Raw genomic sequence first — 17,105 nt, 5'->3', positions numbered from 1 at the left:
GATGCACGGATTCGAGCGACAGGGTTGACCGCCATGACCGAGATTCGCCCCCGCCGCAGCGTCCTGTCCATGCCGGGTTCGAATGCGCGAGCCCTCGAGAAGGCGGCCCGGCTTCCCACGGACGTGGTGATGATCGACCTCGAGGACGCGGTGGAGCCCGAGGCGAAGGAGGCGTCCCGTCAGGCCGTCGCCGAGGCGGTCGGGTCGGGGCGTTTCGGCCGGCGCGAAGTGGTGGTCCGGATCAATCCCCTCGACACCCCCTGGGGCGAGGCGGATCTCGCCGCCATCGCGCCCGCCGGCCCCGACGCGATCCTGGTGCCGAAGGTCACCCACTCCGATGCCCTCGTGGCCGTCGGCTCCCGCCTGCGCCGCCTCGGGGCGCCCGAGCGTACCCGCGTGTGGGCGATGATCGAGAGCCCCATGGCACTCCTGCACATCGGCGAGATCGCCAGTTCCGCCCGCGACGTCGACACCCGGCTCGCCTGCCTCATCGTCGGCCCCAACGACCTCGCCAAGGCGAGCCGTGTCCGCCTCGGCGTGCCGGGGCGTCCGGCCCTGCTGCCGTGGCTGATGACCGTGATCGCCGCCGCCCGCGCCTACGAGATCGACGTCATCGACGGGATCTACAACGCGTTCCGCGACGCCGACGGCTTTCTGGCCGAGTGCGAGCAGGGCCGCGATTGCGGCTTCGACGGCAAGATGCTGATCCATCCCGACCAGATCGCGCCCGCCAACGCGGTGTTCGGGCCGACGGATGCGGCCGTGACCGAGGCCCGCGCCATCATGGCGGTCTTCGCCGATCCGGCGAATGCCCGGCGCGGCGTGGTGGCGTTCGAGGGGCGGATGATCGAGCGCTTGCACGCCGTCGAGGCGGCGCGGGTCGTCGCCATGGCGGAGGCCATCGCGGCGCGGGCGGCGTGATTCCCGCGCCCGAACTCGCCGTCGATCTGCGTCTGCTCGACCCGCGCCTGACCGGCTGGGGGTTTCCCCATTGGGGATCGGCCTGGGCCGCCGGCCTCGACCTGCATGCCTGCCTCGACGCGCCCTTGACCCTGGCGCCGCAGGGGCCGGCCGTGCTGATCCCGGCGGGGTTCGCCGTGGCGATCCGCGACCCGTCCTGGTGCGCGCTGATCTATCCGCGCTCCGGTCTCGGCCACCGCGACGGGCTCGTGCTCGGCAACGGCGTCGGGGTGATCGACGCCGATTACACAGGCCCGCTGATGATCTCGGCCTGGAACCGCAACCCGGCACCGGGCCCGGCCCTGACCATCGCTCCCGGCGACCGCATCGCCCAACTCGTCTTCACCCGCATCGTCCGCCCGGCCTTCACCCTCGTGTCCGGCCCGGTGGAGACCGGGTCCGGGCGCGGCGCGGGCGGCTTCGGTTCGACGGGCGTGGGGGTCGGACGGACCCAAACGCCCTGAGCGGTGTTCACCCCTCGAACAAGCATCGAGCGAGGGACCCTCATGGCATTCGTATCGCAGACGGTGATGGAAGAGGGATTGGCCGCCAAGCGTGCCGGCCTGTCGGACGACGCCAACCCGTACCCGGCCGGTTCGCAGAACAGCGCCGACTGGCTCGAAGGCTATACCGCCGACGAAGCGGAGCAGAACGTCGACCGGATCGAGTCGGAGGCCTGACGCGCGCGACTCGGGGGCGAGCCCCCGGGCTCCCTCACAGCCGCTGTTGACCCGCGGGCAGGCCCGCCTGCGTGACCTCGATGCGGATCGTCGCCCGGCGGACTTCCCCCTCCGCGGTCTCGACTTCGATCTGGACCTCGTCGAACCCGGTGAACTGGGCGTTGGCCTGGTAGACCACGACCTGCCCGGACACCTTCTGGTCCGGGCAGCGGTTTCTCTTGCCCGTGGCGATGCTGGCCGTGGTGGCGATGACCCGGCCGTGCTTGGGCAGGCCCGGCACCCGCAGGGTCGGCGCGGCGCCCAGGCTGCAATCGCGCTTCAACGGATTGAGCACCGCGATCTGCACCGGCTTGCCGGCGGCGACGCTCACCTGGGGCTTCACGGAATCGGGATTGTCGGCGCCCTGGCCGAAGGCCGCCGGTGCGGCGAGGAGGGCGGCAGCGAGGACGAGGCGCTGGGTGCGACGGGCGGCGATGCCGGGCATTCGGGTCTCCGGTCGAGCCCCCCGGGAGGCGGGGCGGCGGGAGCGGACCCTATCGCGGGCCGGGCTTCGATTGAACCCGCGCGGCGGCCCTCGCCCAAACAGCGGCGCTCAGCGCCGCAGCATGGCGATCCAGGAGGAAACCGGATCGACCACATAGGCGGCCATGGAGGACGCCCATTCCCGTGCCCGTGCCACGATGGTCCGATTGCCGTCCCCGCCCGCGCGCTCGGCCATGAGGGCGGCGACGTAGGCGTCCTCCCGCTCCTTGCAGGCATCAAGGGCGTTGCGCTGTGCGCCGGCCTTGCCCTGGAGCGCAGGCTGCTCGGCGAAGGAGTCGCGCACGCAGGTCGTCCAAGCCCGCTCCAGGGCCGCCACGTCGGGCGCGGCCAGAACCGTGCCGAGGGGCAGGACGAGGGGCGGGCCGAGGGCCAGACCGAGGACGAGTCGCGCGGGGATTCGCATGGGCCCGATATCGCCGATCCGACCGATCCTTGACAAGGGAAGCCCCGGCCCCGCAACCGTCACGCCGCGCGATACGTTGCGGTGCTGCGATACCCGAGCCGCGAAGCTTCATGGGAGCCGGACCCGAGGATGCACCTGCCAGCGATGCCCATCCGGCGCGAGCTGGTCTTCCTCGCCCTCACGGTGCTCCTCGTGCTCGCGGCGGCGGGCGCCTTCTACCTGTCGCGCGCCACCACGCTGACGGTGGCCGTGGCGCCGAGCGACGGCACCGAACCCGCGCTGATCCGGGCCTATGCGGACGCCCTGAAGGTGAGCCGCAAGGAGATCCGCCTGAAGGTCGTCCCCTTCGACGACGTGCGCGACTCCGCCGCCGCCCTGCAGACGGGGAAGGCGGATCTGGCCGTGGTGCGCCCCGACGTCGCCTTGCCGGAGAACGGCCTCACCCTGGCGATCCTGCGCGATCAGGCGATGATCATCGCCTCGCCCGAGCCCTCCGGCATCACGGCCTTCGACGACCTCGACCGCAAGCGCCTCGCCATCCTGGCCCACCGCGACGCCGACCACACACTGATCAAGGCCCTGGTGGAGCATTACGGCCTCACCCTCCTCGACGGCGCCCCGGACGGCCCGGTGCCCGCCCGCCACGTCGCCCTGGTACAGCTCGACGAGGCGGACCTGGCCCAGGCCTTCGCGAAGAAACGGATCGACGCCGTCGTCTCGGTCATCGCCCCGGCGGCACCGACGGCCCTGCGCATCGTCGGAATCGTCCAGGCCGCGAGCCGCACCCGCAAGGTCGCCTTCGTCGATGTCGCCGACGGCACCGCCATCATCGAGCGCATGCCCCGGCTCCAGGCGGTGACGATCCCGGCGGGGCTGTTCGGCGGCGCCCCGAAGGTGCCCGCCGACGATGTCCGCACCATCGGGGCGTCCTACCGGCTCATGGCCCGGGCCGGCCTGTCGCGCACGGTGGCGGCGGACGTGACCCAGCACCTGTTCGAGTTGCGCAGCGGCCTGTCCAACGCCACGGCGGCGGCCGATTACATGCTGGCGCCGAGCTACGAGACCACGGCCGCCGCCACCAGCGCCCGCCTGCCGATCCATCCCGGCGCCATCGATTTCTTCGAGCGCGAGCAGCAGGGCTTCATCGAGCGCTACGAGACCTGGATCTACCTCGTCGCCTTCCTGGGCGGCGGCTTCGGCTCGGCCCTGGCCTGGATCCGCCAGCGCCTGTCGCGGGTGCGCCGCGAGCGCGTCGAGGAGGCCACCGACCGGCTCCTCGCCATCCGGGCCGAGGCGCGGGAGACCACCGACCGCGCCGGCCTCGATGCCCTCGCGGCCGAGATCGACGATCTCGCCGGGGAAATCGCCCGGCACGCCCTCGAGCGCCCGACGGAGGCCCGCACCATGAGCGCCGCCGCCATCGCCATCGACGCCGCCCGCTCGACGGTGCGGCGCACGACCCTCAGGGGCGACGGCCGGTCTGGGCAACCGGACGCATCGGAGCCGCCCGCCACTGCTCTGTCCGCCCCCGAAATCGCCTGATCGCGGCGGCGATCCGGCATCCCTCGCCGCGCGCCGCCGGCTTGGAGTGCCTCACAGAATTCGCGTTCATCGTCGGTTCGCACTCCGAGCACGACGGCGCAACGGGCGTTTTGTGAGAGATACTGAAGGCGCTCCGAATACTTGGACTTTCACGAGAAAGATCACGGTCCGGTCTCAGAAATCGCGCGGGATTCCATCTGGCACCATCGTGAACGCGCGCCACCCACCCAGTCTGGAACGGGTCTCGACTGAGCCGGTTGTGCGCAGAGACCATCCGGAGACCTTCGCATGCCCGACAGCCCCGTCCGTTACAGCGCCGATGTCGAGGACGTGAAACCCGATGAGGGGCAGACGATCGAGGGGTTGTGCCGGACCTTCGATACGATTCTGGAGCGGACCGCCGAGGATTACGGGCACGCCGTGCGGTCCGTGCACGCCAAGGCGCACGGCATCTTGGAGGGGACGATGACCATCGCGGCCGGGTTGCCCCCGGAACTGGCGCAGGGCCTGTTCGCGGTGCCGGGCGAGCACCGGGTCTACCTACGCCTGTCCACGAATGCCGGCGATCTCCTGCCCGACGCCGTCTCGCTGCCGCGCGGCCTCGCCCTCAAGGTGCTGGATGCCCCCGGCGCGCGTCTGGAAGGGGCCGAGGGGACGAGCCAGGACTTCATTATGGTCAACGCCCCGAGCTTCCAGGCCAAGACCGCCGAGGCGTTCCATGGCAGCCTCAAGCTGCTGGCCAAGACGACGGACCGGGCGGAATCCCTGAAGGTCGCGGCCTCGACGGTGCTGCGCGGCGTCAACAAGGCGCTGCAGGCGGTGGGCGTGGAGAGCACGACCCTCGGGTCGCTGGGCGGTGCGCCGAACGTCGATCCCCTGGGCGAGACCTATTACAGCGTCACGCCGTTCCGGTACGGCGACCACATCGCCAAGTTCTCCCTGGGCCCCATGGCCCCGGTGCTCCGGGCCCTGACCGGCCGGGAGATCGATGCCTCCGGCCGCCCCGACGCGATCCGCGAGACCGTCCGATCCGAGATGCGGGGTATCGAGGCCGTGTGGGCGTTCCGCGTTCAACTCTGCCGCGACTTGGAACGCCAGCCCGTCGAGGACCCGACCGTGGTTTGGAACGAGGAAGAGGCGCCGTTCCACACCGTCGCGACCATCACGGTCCGCCCGCAGGACAGCTGGGACGCGGGCCGTGTCGCGGCGGTCGACGAAGGCATGCGCTTCGGCGTCTGGACCGGACTCGCCGCGCATCGGCCGCTGGGTAACATCAACCGCGCGCGCAACGCGCCCTACCGGCACTCGGCCGATTTCCGCCAGCGTTTCAACGGATGCCCCATCCACGAACCGACCGGACAAGGGCCGATCGGACAAGTCCGGGACGGGGTGGTCTGACCCATGGCCGACGCTCAGCCAGCCGGAGCCGGCTTGCCGCCCCGCGTAAAGGTCGTCGCGTTCGACATCATCGGCACGGTGTTCAGCATGGCGCCGATGCGGACCGCGCTGACGGGACTCGGGCTTCCCGCCCTCGCCCTCGACTTCCTCTACACCGCCGCCTTGCGGGATACGTTCGCCTTGGGTGTGACGGGGGCCTTCGCACCCTTCCGGTCCGTCATGGCCGGCTGCCTCGACGAACTGCTCGCCATGCAGGGCGTGACGGCGTCGGTTGAGCAGAAGAAGGCGGTGCTCGGCCTGATGAAGACCCTGCCGCCGCACGACGACGCACGGGCGGCGTTCGAAGTGCTCGCCGGGGCCGGCCTGCGTATCGTCGCCCTCAGCAACGGGGCCGCCGAGACCACCCAGGGGCTCCTCGATGCGGCGGGCCTGGCCGGGCTCGTCGAACGGGTCCTGTCCGTCGAGGCGGTCGGTCTCGCGAAGCCCCGCCCGGAAGTATACCGCTATGCCGTCCGGGAGGCCGGTGTCGCCCCGGGTGAGATGGCCCTGGTGGCGACCCATCCCTGGGACATCCACGGTGCGAAGGCCGTCGGGCTCGTCGGCGGATACGTCGCGCGTGGGCGTCCGTTCTCGCCGGTGCTGCGGGCGCCGGACGTGACCGGCGAGACGCTGCTGGACGTCGCCCGACAGCTCGCCGCGCCGTAGACCGGCGCGGACATTGCGGCGCTCAGGCCGCGGCGTCGTGGGAAGCCCGCCGTGGGGGCCGGCTTCCCGTCATGAGGCGATCAGGCGCCGCCCCACTGCATGGTCAGTCCGCCATCGACCACGAGGGTGTGACCCGTGACGTAGTCGGAGTCGTGGGACGCCAGATAGAGGACAGCCTTTGCGATCTCGTCGGGTTGGCCGGCGCGGTGCCACGGAATCCGCTCCAGGGATGCCTCCAGCTTCTTCGGATCCTCGAACCGGTCGCTCGTCATCGGGGTCTCGATCAGGCCGGGCGCGACGTTGTTGACGTTGATCTTGTCCTCGGCGAGCTCCCGCGACAGGCTGCGGCAGAAGGAGCCGATGCCGGCCTTCGACATGCCGTAGGGCGCGCTCCCCGGCGTCGGCAGGTGCTGGGCCACGGACGAGACGGTCACGATCTTGCCCCGTCCGCCCTGGGCGCGGCGCACCGCGATAAAAGCCTTGGCGCAGAAGACCGGCCCCATCAGGTTGACCCGCAGGATCTGCTCCAGCCTCGCTTCCTCCATCTCCGCCACGGGCATGCCGCTCATGGCCTGACCGGCATTGTTGACGAGGATGTCGAGGACACCGAGTTCGCGTGCCACCTGCGCGAAGGTCGCCTCGACGGAGGCCGCGTTGCCGACATCGTCCTGAATGACGAGGCAGCGCCGCCCCTGCGCCTCTACGCAACGGGCGGTCTCCCGCGCGCCCTCCGCATCCGTGTTGTACGTGATGGCGACGTCCGCGCCTTCGCGGGCGAACAACTCCGCCGTCGCTTGGCCGATGCCCGAATCGGCCCCGGTGATGAGGGCACGCTTGCCTTGCAGCTTCATGATGATCCCGTGTTTCGCTGATGCGGGATCAATCGGCGCTTCCGAATGTCGGTTCCTGCGACGGAGAGTCAGGCGCCATCCTCCGGACTCGCGAAGCCGTCGAGGAACGGCCGCGCTGCCGCCTCCGCCGCGTCCTCGACGGCCCGGTAGCGCGCGACCACATGGGCCCCGAGGTCGGAGAGATGCGCGCCGCCGCCCGCCCTGCCGCCCGCCTGTGTCGCGACGACGGGCCGCCCGAAGCCGTGGTTCATGGCCTCCACCAACACCCACGCCCGTCGATACGACATACCCAGCGCCCGGCCCGCCGCCGAAATCGACCCGTGCTCCGCGATCGCCTCGAGGAGCCGGACCTTGCCGGGCCCGATGCGGTGACCGTCTCCGAGATCGATGCGGATGCTCAGGCGCGCCATCGTGGTCTTTCTGGTTCAGGCGCATCCTTCGTCCGATCCGCTCGGACAGGGAGCCCCCGGAACGAGAGCCTGTCGCCTTCGCTATGTTCCGCTGTATATATCGAAGGTGGCCACACACGACACGCTCGGCGGCTCGAACGTTTGAGCATTCCTCAGGACAGAACCCGCATGCGCGCCACCCTCCGTGCCCTCGTCTTCGCCGGCCTGATCGTGGCGGCCCCCGCCGCGCGGGCCGCCGAGACCGCAACGATCTTCGCGGCCGCGAGCCTGAAGAACGCCCTCGACGCGGCCGGCAAGGCGTTCACGGCGGAGAACGGCGTCGCCCTGAAGACGAGCTACGCCGCGTCGTCGGCCCTGGCCCGGCAGATCGAGCAGGGTGCGCCCGCGGACCTCTTCGCCTCGGCCGACCTCGAATGGATGGACTACCTCGAGAAGAAGTCGCTCGTGCGCCCCGGAACCCGGGTGAATCTGCTCGGCAACCGCATCGTGGTCATCGCGCCGAAGGACGCGACGATCACCGCCGTGCCGTTCACCCCGGCGGGCTTCGACGCGGCGCTGGGCCCCGACGGGCGGCTCGCCACGGGCGAGGTGACCTCCGTACCCATCGGCAAGTACGCCAAGGCGGCCTTCGAGACGCTCGGCCTCTGGAGCGCCCTGCAGCCGCGTCTGGCCCAGGCCGACAACGTGCGCGCCGCCCTCCTGCTCGTCTCGCGCGGCGAGGCTCCGTTGGGCGTCGTCTACGAAAGCGATGCGAGGTCCGATCCCGGCGTGAAGGTGGTGGGTGTGTTTCCGGCGGACTCGCACCCGCCGGTCGTGTATCCGTTCGCCGTCACCGCCGAGGCAAAGGGGGACGGCGCGGCCCGCTTCCTCACCTTCCTCCGAAGTGCGGCGGCCCGGCCCTATTTCGAGACCCAGGGCTTCCAGATCCTCGGCCCCACTCCACCCCGCCAATGAGACCAACGATGAAGATCAGCGCGCGCAACACCCTCAAGGGCAAAGTCGTTTCCGTCGAGAAGGGCGCCACCACCGCCCACGTGAAGATCGAGGTCGCCGACGGCACGATCATCACGTCCTCGATCACCAACGAGGCCGTGGACTCCCTGGGCCTCACGGTCGGGGCCCAGGCCTACGCCGTGGTCAAGGCGTCGGACGTGATGATCGCCGTCGACTGAGCGAGCGTCCGGGTCGCGGCCCCTACTCGAAGTCGCCCGGCTGCGGCGGGGCGACGGGGGTGAACAGGCTGCGGTCCGGCTTGAGGTCGAGGAGCGGCGTGCCATCGAGGCAGTCGAGACCGCGCACGGTCAGCACCGGCCCCACGACGGAGACGAGCCGCGCGATGGACGTCCCGATGGGGTTGGGGCGCACCGGCGAGCGCAGGGAGAAGGTGCCGCGCGCGATCCCGTCGCTCGCCGGGCACTGGCGGACGAGGTCGCGCCGGGACGCGTCGAGCCAGTACAGCACCTCGATCCGCGCGTAGGCCGACAGCCCGTCGAGGGCGGCGACCCAGGGCTCGAACACCTCGATCCGGCACAGGGGGCCGTCGGCCCGCCCCTGACGCGGGCAGGCGAGGCGGTCGGTCCAGGGCGTGGAGATCCGCCCGATATAGACGAGGCCCGCATCGGTGGCGGCGGGCGGGGCCACGGCGATTTCGTTGGGGCGGATCTCGTTCAGGCGCACCATCGGCAAGGCCTCTCGCAATCAGGATAAGATCGGGGCGCAGACGGAGCGGCTGTATCCGGGCAGCGGCACCACCGCGACGGCGACGCCGTAGAGGCGCTCCAGGCTCGCGGGCGTGATCGTCTCGGCCGGGCCCCCGAGGGCGGCGAGGCGCCCTTCGTGCAGGAGCGCGACGCGGTCGGCGCAGAGGAAGGCGTGGTCGGGGTCGTGGGTCGACAGGATCACGGAGATCCCGCCGCGTGCGAGCCGCCGGACCTGATCGAGGACGCGGGTCTGATTGCCGAAATCGAGGCTCGCGGTGGGCTCGTCCATGACGAGGAGGCGGGGCTCCCCGGCGAGCGCCCGGGCGATGAGTACCATCTGGCGCTCGCCGCCGCTGATCTCCGTGTAGATTCGGTCGGCAAGATGCGTGACGCCCAGCGTCGCCAGCGCCCGTTCGGCGTGCTTGCGGTCGACCCGGCCCGGGCCGGCGAAGGGGCCGAGCCGGCTGGCGCGCCCCATGAGGACGACGTCGCGGACCGAGAACGGGAACAGCGCGCCGTGCGCCTGGGGCACGTAGCCGAGGCTGCGGGCGAGCCGGGCCCGCGACCAGCCCGCCACGTCGGCGCCGTCGAGCAGGATTCGCCCGGCCTGCTTCGGCAGCAGCCCCAGGAGGGTCTTGAACAAGGTGGTCTTGCCGCCGCCGTTGGGGCCGAGCAGGCACAACACCTCGCCGGCCGCGAGGGTGAAGGTCACGCCGGACCCGATCCTCCGGGCTCCGTAGCCGAACGCGAGATTCTCGACGCCGAACATCGTCAGGCCCAGCCCCGCCGGCCGCTGGCGAGGAGCCAGAGGAAGAACGGCGCACCGATGAGCGCCGTGAGGATTCCGAGGGGCACTTCCACGGAGGCGAGGGTGCGGGCGACGATGTCGACGGCGAGCAGATACCCGGCGCCGAGCATCAGGGAGGCCGGCAGCAGGCGCCGGAAATCCGGCCCCACCAGGAGACGGGCGACGTGGGGCACGAGGAGCCCGATCCAGCCGATGACCCCCGTCACCGAGACCGCCGCCGCCGTCACCAGGGTCGCGGCCATGATGAGGAGCGGGCGCAGGGCCCGGGTCTCGACGCCCAGCGCCCGGGCCTCCTCCTCGCCGAGACTCATCAGGTTCATGCGCCAGCGCAGGAGCACCAGGGGCACGAGGCCGAGGACGATGGCCGGTAGGATGGCGCCGACATCGCCGAGCGTCACCGACGCGAGGCTGCCGAGCAGCCAGTAGGTGATGGCCGGCAGCTGGTTGTAGGGGTCGGCCAGGACCTTGATGAGGGAGATCGCCGCCCCCAGCACCGCCCCGATGGCGACGCCGGCGAGCACCAGGGTCAGCACCGGATCGTGCCGGCGCACCGCGGCGCCGACGGCATAGACGCAGGCCACGGCGCCGAGGCCGCCCGCGAAGGCGAGACCCTGGATCGCCGCCACGGGGAGCGACAGGAAGATGCCGAGCACCGCCCCGAGGCTGGCGCCGGCCGAGACCCCGAGGATGTCGGGCGACACCAGGGGATTGCGGAACAGACCCTGGTAGGTCGCCCCGGCCGCCGCGAGGGCCGCTCCGACCACCAGGGCGGCGGCGACACGCGGCAGGCGCACCCGCAGCACCACCGTCTCGACGGTCGCGTCGGCGCCGGACGGCCAGCCGAACAGCTTGGCGGCGAGCACGGCGAACACGTCGCCCGGCGGAACGGCGTAGCGGCCGAGCCCGAGCGCCACGATGGCGAGGGCGGATAGGGCGAGGACCGGCAGTGCCCATCCGGCGAGGACGAGGGCCCGCCGTCGTCGCGCCCCCCGCAGGGCCATGGCCTCCGCCGTCACGGCGCCGCGGCGCCGTCGAGGAGGGCATCGACCTGCGCGGGCGTGAGGTCGACATGATAGAACCGCCGATAGAAGTCGCGCGTGACCTCGGTCAGGGGCTCCGGGAACAGGTCGGGATAGAGCGCGCCCGCGAGCCAGCGCACGCCGATGAGGCGATTGGCCCCGGGCGGCGCGTCGAACCAGCCGAAGGGCAGGGTCGGCGCCTGAAGGACGCGGCCGTCGCGTACGGCCTTCACCCCGGCCCAGAGCGGATCGGTGGCGATGGCCTTTCGGAAGGCCGGGTCCTGGGTCACGATCACGTCCGGGTTCCAGGCCAGGACCTGCTCCGGCGAGACGGTGGCGAGGCCGGTCTGTCCCGTCGCCACGGCGACGTTGCGGGCGCCGACGACGTCGAGCAGTTCGGCGTTGAGGGCTCCGGCCGGCGCCGTCTCGAGGCCCCTGGGACCGCGCGCGTAGTAGACGCGGGGGCGCCGGGCTTCGGGAAGCGTGGCGACCGTGTCGGCCACCGCCTTCAGGGTCGCGTCGGCAGAGGCGGCCAGACCTTCGGCCGCGGACGGGTCGCCGATGAGGTCGCCGAGTTGCCGATAGGTCGCGGCGGTCTTCGCGAAGGTGCCGTCGAGGATCACGTAGGGAATGCCGGTCTGCGCCTGCACCCGGTCAGCGAGGGAAGCGTAGGTCGGCCCCGTGCTGCCGACATCGACGATGAGATCGGGCTTCAACGCCAGCACGGCCTCGACGTTGGCGGTGCCGCCGCGCCCGGTGAGGCGCCCGGTGGCGGGCAGATCCCGCGTCTCGGGTGCCAGGAACGGACGCTCCGCCGGGGTCGGCGCGCGCACCCAGCCGACCATCCGGCTCGGCGCGAGGCTGTAGAGCATCACCGAGGCCGGCGGGCCGGCGGCGAGGATGCGGGCCACCCGTTCGGGAATCTCGACGACCCGTCCCGCCGCGTCGGTGAACGGGCGCGCCGAGGCGGGGAAAACCGCGAGGCCGCCCATGAGGAGGGCACCCGCGAGAACACGGACCCGCGTCCGCAAGTGTCTGAAAACGTTCATCGGTTCAGTCGCCCTTCGCACGCCGGTAGCCGACCGTCCGATCCGCACCCTCCGCCACGGCCTCGGCGACCCGGTCGAGGAGGGCGTCGGGCAGCGAGGCGCTGCAGGCGAGGTAGTAGCATTCCCAGCCGAGGGAGAGGAACGCGAGGCCGAACCGCTCGGCCGCCGCTCGGGCCCCGAGGCCGGCATCGGCGGCCCCGGAGGCGATGACCGCCGCCACCGCCTGATGCGTGAACTCCTCCGTGGCGTAGCCCTGGATGTCCGATGGTTCGATCCCGTGCTCGGCGAGGAGGCGATCGAACCACACCCGCGTCCCCGACCCCCTCTGCCGGTTGATGGTCCGCGCCCGCAGGCGCGCGAGGTCGGCGAACCCCTCGATGCCGAGGGGATTGCCGGCGGCGAGCATCACGCCCTGCTCCCGCTCGAACAGGGGGCGGACGCGGATCCCGGGCGTGTCGCCGAGGTCGGCGAAGGCGGGGCCGGCGAGGGCGAGGCCGCCCGGACCGCAATGGAATCCGGCAGCGTCGGCGCGGCCCTCGGTGAGGCGGGCGACGGAATCCGCGCTGCCCGCGACGACGACGGCGATCCCCGACCAATCGGCCAGCACAGTCATGAGCAGCAGGTCGTGGCTGGCGACGAGGGTGAGGGTGGGGGCCGCGTCGCCGAGGAGGCCGGCGAGGCGCGCCTGGACCGACCGGCCCTCGCGCGCCAACGGCCCCGCCAGGGCCGCGGCGGCCTCCGCGAGGGCATCGTGCAGCGCCACCCCCGTCTCCGTCAGGGTGCTGCCGTGCCCGCGCGTCTTCTGGACGATCTGGTGGCCGAGCGCGCTTTCGAGGGTGCGCAGGCGCTCCCAGGCGGCGCGATAGGACAAGCCGAGTTCCGTGGCGATGCCCTGGACCGAGCCGGTGCGCGCGATGGCCTCCACGATGGCGAGGGTTTCGGCGACGCCGAGATGCTGCTCGCCGATGCGGATCGTTCCGCCGATGCCGAGCGCGATGCTGAGCGGTTGTCCATCGGCGTCTTGCGTCATGGGAGACCGTCGCGAGTGCTGATCCGATGCCTCCGGTTTCGTGACCCGAGGCGACGGACGGATAGCACGCCGCGGGTGAAGCGGCCGAATGGACGATCGTACGTCCAGAGCCCGTTTCGTCCACCATCGCCCTCGATTCGACGGAGCGGTTGCCACCGGTCCGGACAGGGGATCCTGGATGAATGGTTCTCCATCGGAACGACGATTGCCTTTGGGTGGTTAGGCAGGCCGCGATTGCCGAATGATCCCGAACAAGATTGCCATTGTTGCCTCTAAGTCTCTGTCGAATAAGGGAAAAATGTGGCATGAACACCACTGGGTCCGCCATTCCGCTGCCAGGGAGCCCAGGATTCCCGATGATGATGCGGGATGGACTTGCCCTGTCCGCGCATCCTCGCCCATGAGTGAACAACACGTCGCCAGAAGGTGACGGTTACAAATACAATCCTGGGTCGGGAAAGAATCATGCGCTCGCTGCGGTACAGCCTATTTGCTTCAGTCGCGCTGCTGCCGTGCGTTGCTCAGGCACAGAGCACGGTTTCGCTCAGCGAGATCAGCGTTGTTGCAACCACACCGGTCGGTGTCGCCGCCGGAAATGGTGCGCCCAGTATTCCGGTACTGCAGGCCCCGGGCGGAACGGCTCTCCAGGTTCCGGATACCACGCGTCTGCGTGGCGGTGCTCTGCCGCTCAACAAGATTCCCAGCACAGTCGAGACGGTCACGGCCGCTGATCTGAATTTCGACCGCGCGACCTTCAACGCCGTCGAGACCCTGGCCCGCCGCGTGCCCGGTCTCAACCTGTCGGATAGCCAGGGCAACAACAACCGCGTCGACATCAACTACCGTGGCTTCCAGGCCTCGCCGGTGACGGGCGTGCCGCAGGGCCTCGCCGTCTACCAGAACGGCGTGCGCATCAACGAAGCCTTCGGCGATACGGTCAACCTCGATCTCATCCCGCAGGTCGCCATCAACCGCATCGACGTCGTCACCGGCAACCCGGTCTTCGGCCTCAACGCGCTGGGCGGCGCGATCAACATCCAGATGAAGAACGGCTTCAACTGGCAGGGCACCGAGATCACCGCGCTCGGCGGTTCGGACGCGCGCATCGCCGGCTCCCTGCAGCACGGCAAGATGATCGGCCCATGGAGCATCTACTTCGCGGGTGATGGCCTCAGCGACCGCGGCTGGCGCTTCCAGAGCCCGAGCACCATCGGCCGGGTCTACGGCGACGTCGGCTACCGGACGCTGGATTCGGAGTTCCACCTCATCGGCCAGATGGCGCGGACCTATTTCGGCGCCGCCGCCGCGACACCCACGGACTTCACCCACATCGAGCCGCGGGCGATCTTCACCTATCCGCAGACCACCACCTCCGAAGTCGGCACCATCCAGCTCACCGGCCGCGTCGATCTCTCGCCGACCTGGGACATCTCCGGTGCCGCCTACTTCCGACGCTTCAGCCAGCGCTACATCGACGGCAACGACAGCGATTTCGAGAACTGCAGCACGCGCTCGAGCTTCCGCGGCCGGCTCTGCTACGAGGACGACGGCTTCAGCCCCTCGGCCGGCCAGTCGCAGCTCGCTTTCCGTAACCAGTTCCTGATGGTGGGCCGGGGCGCCCCGAACGGCATCCCGTTCACGGCGGGCGTTCCCTACGGCACCCTCGACGTCACCAAGACCGAGGCCACGGGCTACGGCGGCACGCTCCAGGCGGCCAACCGCGACCGGGTGTTCGGCTTCAACAACAGCTTCGTGGTCGGCGGCTCCATCGACGTCGCGGATTACGGCTACAAGTCGTCGAGCACGCTGGGCGTCATCAACCCCGACCTGTCGGTGACGACGAACCCGCTGACGCCGGCCTACGGCACCGTGCCGGGCCTCGGCACCGACTTCCTGCGCACGTCGGCCGCACTCGGCATCGCGCCGAGCTCGGTGACGGGCTCGAACCTCTACATGGGCCTCTACGCCACCGACACCATCGACATCACCGACGCCCTGTCGCTGACGGCCGGCGCGCGGCTCAACTTCGCCCGCATCTCGAGCCAGGACCAGACGGGCTTCTCCCCCGACGTGACGGGCACGCACTACTTCAACAAGATCAACCCGGTGGCGGGTCTGACCTACCGCTTCGCCCCGGGCCTCAACCTCTACGGCGGCTACTCCGAGTCGAACCGCGCGCCGACGCCCCTCGAACTCGCCTGCGCCAACCCGCTCCGCCCCTGCCTGCTGCCGAACTCCCTCGTGGCCGATCCGCCGCTCAAGCAGGTCGAGGGCCAGACCTACGAGGTCGGCTTCCGCGGCGCGCTGCCGAACTTCTACGATGGCGGCCTGGTCAACTATAAGGTCGGCGCCTTCCGCACCGATCTGACCAACGACATCCTGTCGCTCGCCACCCCGGGCAACGCGGCACGCGGTTACTTCGTCAACGTGCCGGCGACCCGTCGCCAGGGCGTCGAGGTCGGCCTCGAATACGTCGCCGACTGGCTCACCGTCTACGCGAACTACGCCCTGATCGACGCGACCTTCCGCTTCAACGGCACGCTGTCCTCGCCCAACAACCCCCTGTCGGTGGACGGCGCGATCGATGTGGTCCCGGGCAACAAGGTCCCGCTGATCCCCGACCACCAGTTCAAGGTCGGCTTCGACGTCGAGGTGCTGCCGCGCTGGCGCGTCGGCATGGCAATGCAGGCCTTCTCGTCCGCCTACTATCGCGGCGACGAGTCGAACCTGAACCGCAAGCTGCCCGCGTACTACGTGCTCAACCTCAACACGAGCTACCGGGTGAACCGGAACCTCGAGCTGTTCGGCTACGTCACCAACCTGACCAACAACCGCTACACCACGTTCGGCACCTTCTTCGAGCCGGGCCTCGTGGCCAACCGCTACCCCGTCAACGACGTGCGCACGACGACGCTCGCTCAGCCGCTCTCGGTCTACGGCGGCATCCGCTACACCTTCGGCGAGGCGCCCGCGCCGATGCCGGAGCCCATCGTGCGCAAGTACTGAGCCGTCATCAGTCACCCACGCCCGGTCATCACCAAGCATCGGTGACGACCGGGTCTCCGTCCGAAGGGCCGGCCTCGAACAGGGGCCGGCCCTTTTCGCATTCATGGGCTCTCGACACGAATTGCCAGTTTTTCCTGTCCGTTCTGCCTTTTTTAAATAGAAATCCTGCCTGAATACCGTGATGTTCGTGTCTAAAGTCCGCGTTCTAAGAAGAATGTATGATTGATTTGCATCTCGTAAAATCAAATACCGGACACCGGCCCTCGAACACAGAACTAATTTTTGACTCTGCTCGTGCTGTCCGTAATCGTCGCTCCATTGGCAGCGCATGCGAGCGGCCGACCAATCAAAATCATAAAATCCTGGGGGATACGATGTCGAGGCAAGGTCAAGTGCTGCGCCGCTCACTGATGGTGAGCGTTCCCGTGTGGAGCATGTTGATCGCCGAGGCCTCGGCGGCGTGCCAACCGGCTTCGCCCGCCAGCGGGCAGACCGTGACCTGCACCGATGCGCAGCCGACCGGCTACGTCGCGCCGGCCGCCGCCACCGGCCTCACGGTCAGCATCCAGCCGGGCGCCACCATCGGTTCGCAGCAGACGAGCGCCGGCACGAAACCGAGCTTCACCAATGTGCGGGTGAACGGCACGAGTATCATCAACAATGCCGGCACCATCGGCAACACCGCGCCGCTGAACCGCGACAATTTCGGCGTGAACCTGGCGGGTGACCGCTCGACCCTGAACAACACCGGCACGATCACCCTCACGGCGCCGGCCGGTAACACCACGACCCGGGTCTACGGCGCCTATTCGAGCGCGCCGGCGGGCTCGCAGTACGAGAGCACCACGGTGACCAATTCCGGCACCATCGCGGTGACGCAGAACGGCAACGGCCTGGCCTGCCCCCTGAAAAGTGGTCCTCCCTGATGTATGGCCTTGGGTCATTTGGAGGATGTTTTTATGGGACGGAAGAATCATACGGCTGGAGAGATCGTCGCTAAG

Annotated in this window: 19 protein-coding genes; 10 read left to right on the top strand and 9 right to left on the bottom strand. The window is 70.0% G+C overall.

All coding sequences use genetic code 11. The features are described from left to right. Nucleotides 1–33 precede the first annotated feature (33 nt). The 3 genes from ASF25_RS18680 to ASF25_RS23300 are packed head-to-tail and all read left to right on the top strand — an operon-like array spanning nucleotide 34 to nucleotide 1,640. Nucleotides 34–921 carry a CoA ester lyase gene (locus ASF25_RS18680; protein ID WP_056306561.1) on the top strand — a complete coding sequence of 296 codons (888 nt, stop codon included), beginning with the start codon at nucleotides 34–36 and terminating at the stop codon, nucleotides 919–921. After that, the gene (dut, locus tag ASF25_RS18675; RefSeq protein WP_156369071.1) at nucleotides 918–1,424 is read left to right on the top strand and encodes a dUTP diphosphatase; all 507 of its coding nucleotides are present in this window, start codon (nucleotides 918–920) and stop codon (nucleotides 1,422–1,424) included. The genes ASF25_RS18680 and dut overlap by 4 nt, the downstream gene beginning before the upstream one ends. A 42-nt stretch (nucleotides 1,425–1,466) precedes the next feature. Next, on the top strand, nucleotides 1,467–1,640 hold the full coding sequence (locus ASF25_RS23300; protein WP_200918676.1) for a hypothetical protein: 174 nt from the start codon (nucleotides 1,467–1,469) through the stop codon (nucleotides 1,638–1,640). A gap of 34 nt (nucleotides 1,641–1,674) precedes the next feature. On the opposite strand, the gene ASF25_RS18670 is transcribed toward ASF25_RS23300, so the two are convergent. Together ASF25_RS18670 and ASF25_RS18665 are read right to left on the bottom strand one after the other, a co-directional pair. Then, entirely contained in the window at nucleotides 1,675–2,124 is a 450-nt protein-coding gene (locus ASF25_RS18670) for a hypothetical protein (RefSeq protein WP_056306426.1), read from the bottom strand. A 108-nt stretch (nucleotides 2,125–2,232) separates the two neighbouring features. After that, nucleotides 2,233–2,586, bottom strand: coding sequence for a hypothetical protein (locus tag ASF25_RS18665; RefSeq protein ID WP_056166004.1), 354 nt, complete (start codon nucleotides 2,584–2,586; stop codon nucleotides 2,233–2,235). Between the two features lie 144 nt (nucleotides 2,587–2,730). Between ASF25_RS18665 and ASF25_RS18660 the strand changes: the two genes are divergently transcribed. The 3 genes from ASF25_RS18660 to ASF25_RS18650 all read left to right on the top strand — a co-directional run bounded on the left by ASF25_RS18660 (nucleotide 2,731) and on the right by ASF25_RS18650 (nucleotide 6,231). Further along, entirely contained in the window at nucleotides 2,731–4,128 is a 1,398-nt protein-coding gene (locus ASF25_RS18660) for a TAXI family TRAP transporter solute-binding subunit (protein ID WP_156369070.1), read from the top strand. 288 nt (nucleotides 4,129–4,416) lie between these two features. Continuing rightward, nucleotides 4,417–5,526, top strand: coding sequence for a catalase family protein (locus ASF25_RS18655; protein WP_056306424.1), 1,110 nt, complete (start codon nucleotides 4,417–4,419; stop codon nucleotides 5,524–5,526). Nucleotides 5,527–5,559: 33 nt separating this feature from the next. Continuing rightward, nucleotides 5,560–6,231 carry a haloacid dehalogenase type II gene (locus ASF25_RS18650; protein WP_056265244.1) on the top strand — a complete coding sequence of 224 codons (672 nt, stop codon included), beginning with the start codon at nucleotides 5,560–5,562 and terminating at the stop codon, nucleotides 6,229–6,231. 80 nt (nucleotides 6,232–6,311) lie between these two features. On the opposite strand, the gene ASF25_RS18645 is transcribed toward ASF25_RS18650, so the two are convergent. Beyond that, nucleotides 6,312–7,082 carry a glucose 1-dehydrogenase gene (locus tag ASF25_RS18645; RefSeq protein ID WP_056306423.1) on the bottom strand — a complete coding sequence of 257 codons (771 nt, stop codon included), beginning with the start codon at nucleotides 7,080–7,082 and terminating at the stop codon, nucleotides 6,312–6,314. A 68-nt stretch (nucleotides 7,083–7,150) separates the two neighbouring features. Beyond that, on the bottom strand, nucleotides 7,151–7,492 hold the full coding sequence (locus ASF25_RS18640; RefSeq protein WP_056265050.1) for a LysR family transcriptional regulator: 342 nt from the start codon (nucleotides 7,490–7,492) through the stop codon (nucleotides 7,151–7,153). Between the two features lie 168 nt (nucleotides 7,493–7,660). Here ASF25_RS18640 and modA point away from each other — a divergent pair, with 168 nt between their 5' ends. Then, nucleotides 7,661–8,446 carry a molybdate ABC transporter substrate-binding protein gene (gene modA, locus ASF25_RS18635; RefSeq protein WP_056306422.1) on the top strand — a complete coding sequence of 262 codons (786 nt, stop codon included), beginning with the start codon at nucleotides 7,661–7,663 and terminating at the stop codon, nucleotides 8,444–8,446. 8 nt (nucleotides 8,447–8,454) lie between these two features. Further along, the gene (locus ASF25_RS18630) at nucleotides 8,455–8,664 is read left to right on the top strand and encodes a molybdopterin-binding protein (protein WP_056166023.1); all 210 of its coding nucleotides are present in this window, start codon (nucleotides 8,455–8,457) and stop codon (nucleotides 8,662–8,664) included. Between the two features lie 22 nt (nucleotides 8,665–8,686). On the opposite strand, the gene ASF25_RS18625 is transcribed toward ASF25_RS18630, so the two are convergent. From ASF25_RS18625 to ASF25_RS18605, 5 genes are all read right to left on the bottom strand, one after another. Then, nucleotides 8,687–9,172, bottom strand: coding sequence for an SAM-dependent methyltransferase (locus tag ASF25_RS18625; RefSeq protein WP_056306421.1), 486 nt, complete (start codon nucleotides 9,170–9,172; stop codon nucleotides 8,687–8,689). An 18-nt stretch (nucleotides 9,173–9,190) separates the two neighbouring features. Beyond that, complete coding sequence (locus ASF25_RS18620; protein WP_056306420.1) at nucleotides 9,191–9,961, bottom strand: ABC transporter ATP-binding protein; 771 nt, start codon at nucleotides 9,959–9,961, stop codon at nucleotides 9,191–9,193. Nucleotides 9,962–9,963: 2 nt separating this feature from the next. Beyond that, on the bottom strand, nucleotides 9,964–11,001 hold the full coding sequence (locus ASF25_RS18615) for an iron ABC transporter permease (protein ID WP_082502979.1): 1,038 nt from the start codon (nucleotides 10,999–11,001) through the stop codon (nucleotides 9,964–9,966). Between the two features lie 11 nt (nucleotides 11,002–11,012). Further along, nucleotides 11,013–12,011: an iron ABC transporter substrate-binding protein gene (locus ASF25_RS18610; protein WP_156369083.1), complete on the bottom strand. Its 999-nt coding sequence runs from the start codon at nucleotides 12,009–12,011 to the stop codon at nucleotides 11,013–11,015. Between the two features lie 61 nt (nucleotides 12,012–12,072). Continuing rightward, complete coding sequence (locus tag ASF25_RS18605) at nucleotides 12,073–13,098, bottom strand: helix-turn-helix transcriptional regulator (protein ID WP_056306418.1); 1,026 nt, start codon at nucleotides 13,096–13,098, stop codon at nucleotides 12,073–12,075. A 465-nt stretch (nucleotides 13,099–13,563) separates the two neighbouring features. On the opposite strand from ASF25_RS18605, the gene ASF25_RS18600 reads away from it, so the two are divergent. Both ASF25_RS18600 and ASF25_RS18595 read left to right on the top strand, forming a co-directional pair. Beyond that, the gene (locus ASF25_RS18600; protein ID WP_056306417.1) at nucleotides 13,564–16,104 is read left to right on the top strand and encodes a TonB-dependent receptor; all 2,541 of its coding nucleotides are present in this window, start codon (nucleotides 13,564–13,566) and stop codon (nucleotides 16,102–16,104) included. Between the two features lie 425 nt (nucleotides 16,105–16,529). Beyond that, nucleotides 16,530–17,030, top strand: coding sequence for a hypothetical protein (locus ASF25_RS18595; RefSeq protein WP_156369069.1), 501 nt, complete (start codon nucleotides 16,530–16,532; stop codon nucleotides 17,028–17,030). Nucleotides 17,031–17,105: the final 75 nt, after the last annotated feature.

Source organism: Methylobacterium sp. Leaf100 (assembly GCF_001422845.1).
In the GTDB taxonomy this organism is placed as follows: Bacteria; Pseudomonadota; Alphaproteobacteria; order Rhizobiales; family Beijerinckiaceae; genus Methylobacterium.
This window is presented reverse-complemented; position numbering and strand designations above follow the sequence as displayed.

Excerpts from the sequence above, each read along its gene's own strand:
- ASF25_RS18625 (WP_056306421.1), bottom strand. The coding sequence starts at position 9,172 with ATGGTGCGCCTGAACGAGATCCGCCCCAACGAAATCGCCGTGGCCCCG.
- ASF25_RS18620 (WP_056306420.1), bottom strand. The coding sequence starts at position 9,961 with ATGTTCGGCGTCGAGAATCTCGCGTTCGGCTACGGAGCCCGGAGGATC.
- ASF25_RS18605 (WP_056306418.1), bottom strand. The coding sequence starts at position 13,098 with ATGACGCAAGACGCCGATGGACAACCGCTCAGCATCGCGCTCGGCATC.
- ASF25_RS18610 (WP_156369083.1), bottom strand. The coding sequence starts at position 12,011 with ATGGGCGGCCTCGCGGTTTTCCCCGCCTCGGCGCGCCCGTTCACCGAC.
- ASF25_RS18665 (WP_056166004.1), bottom strand. The coding sequence starts at position 2,586 with ATGCGAATCCCCGCGCGACTCGTCCTCGGTCTGGCCCTCGGCCCGCCC.
- ASF25_RS18600 (WP_056306417.1), top strand. The coding sequence starts at position 13,564 with ATGCGCTCGCTGCGGTACAGCCTATTTGCTTCAGTCGCGCTGCTGCCG.
- ASF25_RS18680 (WP_056306561.1), top strand. The coding sequence starts at position 34 with ATGACCGAGATTCGCCCCCGCCGCAGCGTCCTGTCCATGCCGGGTTCG.
- ASF25_RS18655 (WP_056306424.1), top strand. The coding sequence starts at position 4,417 with ATGCCCGACAGCCCCGTCCGTTACAGCGCCGATGTCGAGGACGTGAAA.
- modA (WP_056306422.1), top strand. The coding sequence starts at position 7,661 with ATGCGCGCCACCCTCCGTGCCCTCGTCTTCGCCGGCCTGATCGTGGCG.
- ASF25_RS23300 (WP_200918676.1), top strand. The coding sequence starts at position 1,467 with ATGGCATTCGTATCGCAGACGGTGATGGAAGAGGGATTGGCCGCCAAG.
- ASF25_RS18645 (WP_056306423.1), bottom strand. The coding sequence starts at position 7,082 with ATGAAGCTGCAAGGCAAGCGTGCCCTCATCACCGGGGCCGATTCGGGC.
- ASF25_RS18615 (WP_082502979.1), bottom strand. The coding sequence starts at position 11,001 with ATGGCCCTGCGGGGGGCGCGACGACGGCGGGCCCTCGTCCTCGCCGGA.
- ASF25_RS18670 (WP_056306426.1), bottom strand. The coding sequence starts at position 2,124 with ATGCCCGGCATCGCCGCCCGTCGCACCCAGCGCCTCGTCCTCGCTGCC.
- ASF25_RS18630 (WP_056166023.1), top strand. The coding sequence starts at position 8,455 with ATGAAGATCAGCGCGCGCAACACCCTCAAGGGCAAAGTCGTTTCCGTC.
- ASF25_RS18640 (WP_056265050.1), bottom strand. The coding sequence starts at position 7,492 with ATGGCGCGCCTGAGCATCCGCATCGATCTCGGAGACGGTCACCGCATC.
- ASF25_RS18660 (WP_156369070.1), top strand. The coding sequence starts at position 2,731 with ATGCCCATCCGGCGCGAGCTGGTCTTCCTCGCCCTCACGGTGCTCCTC.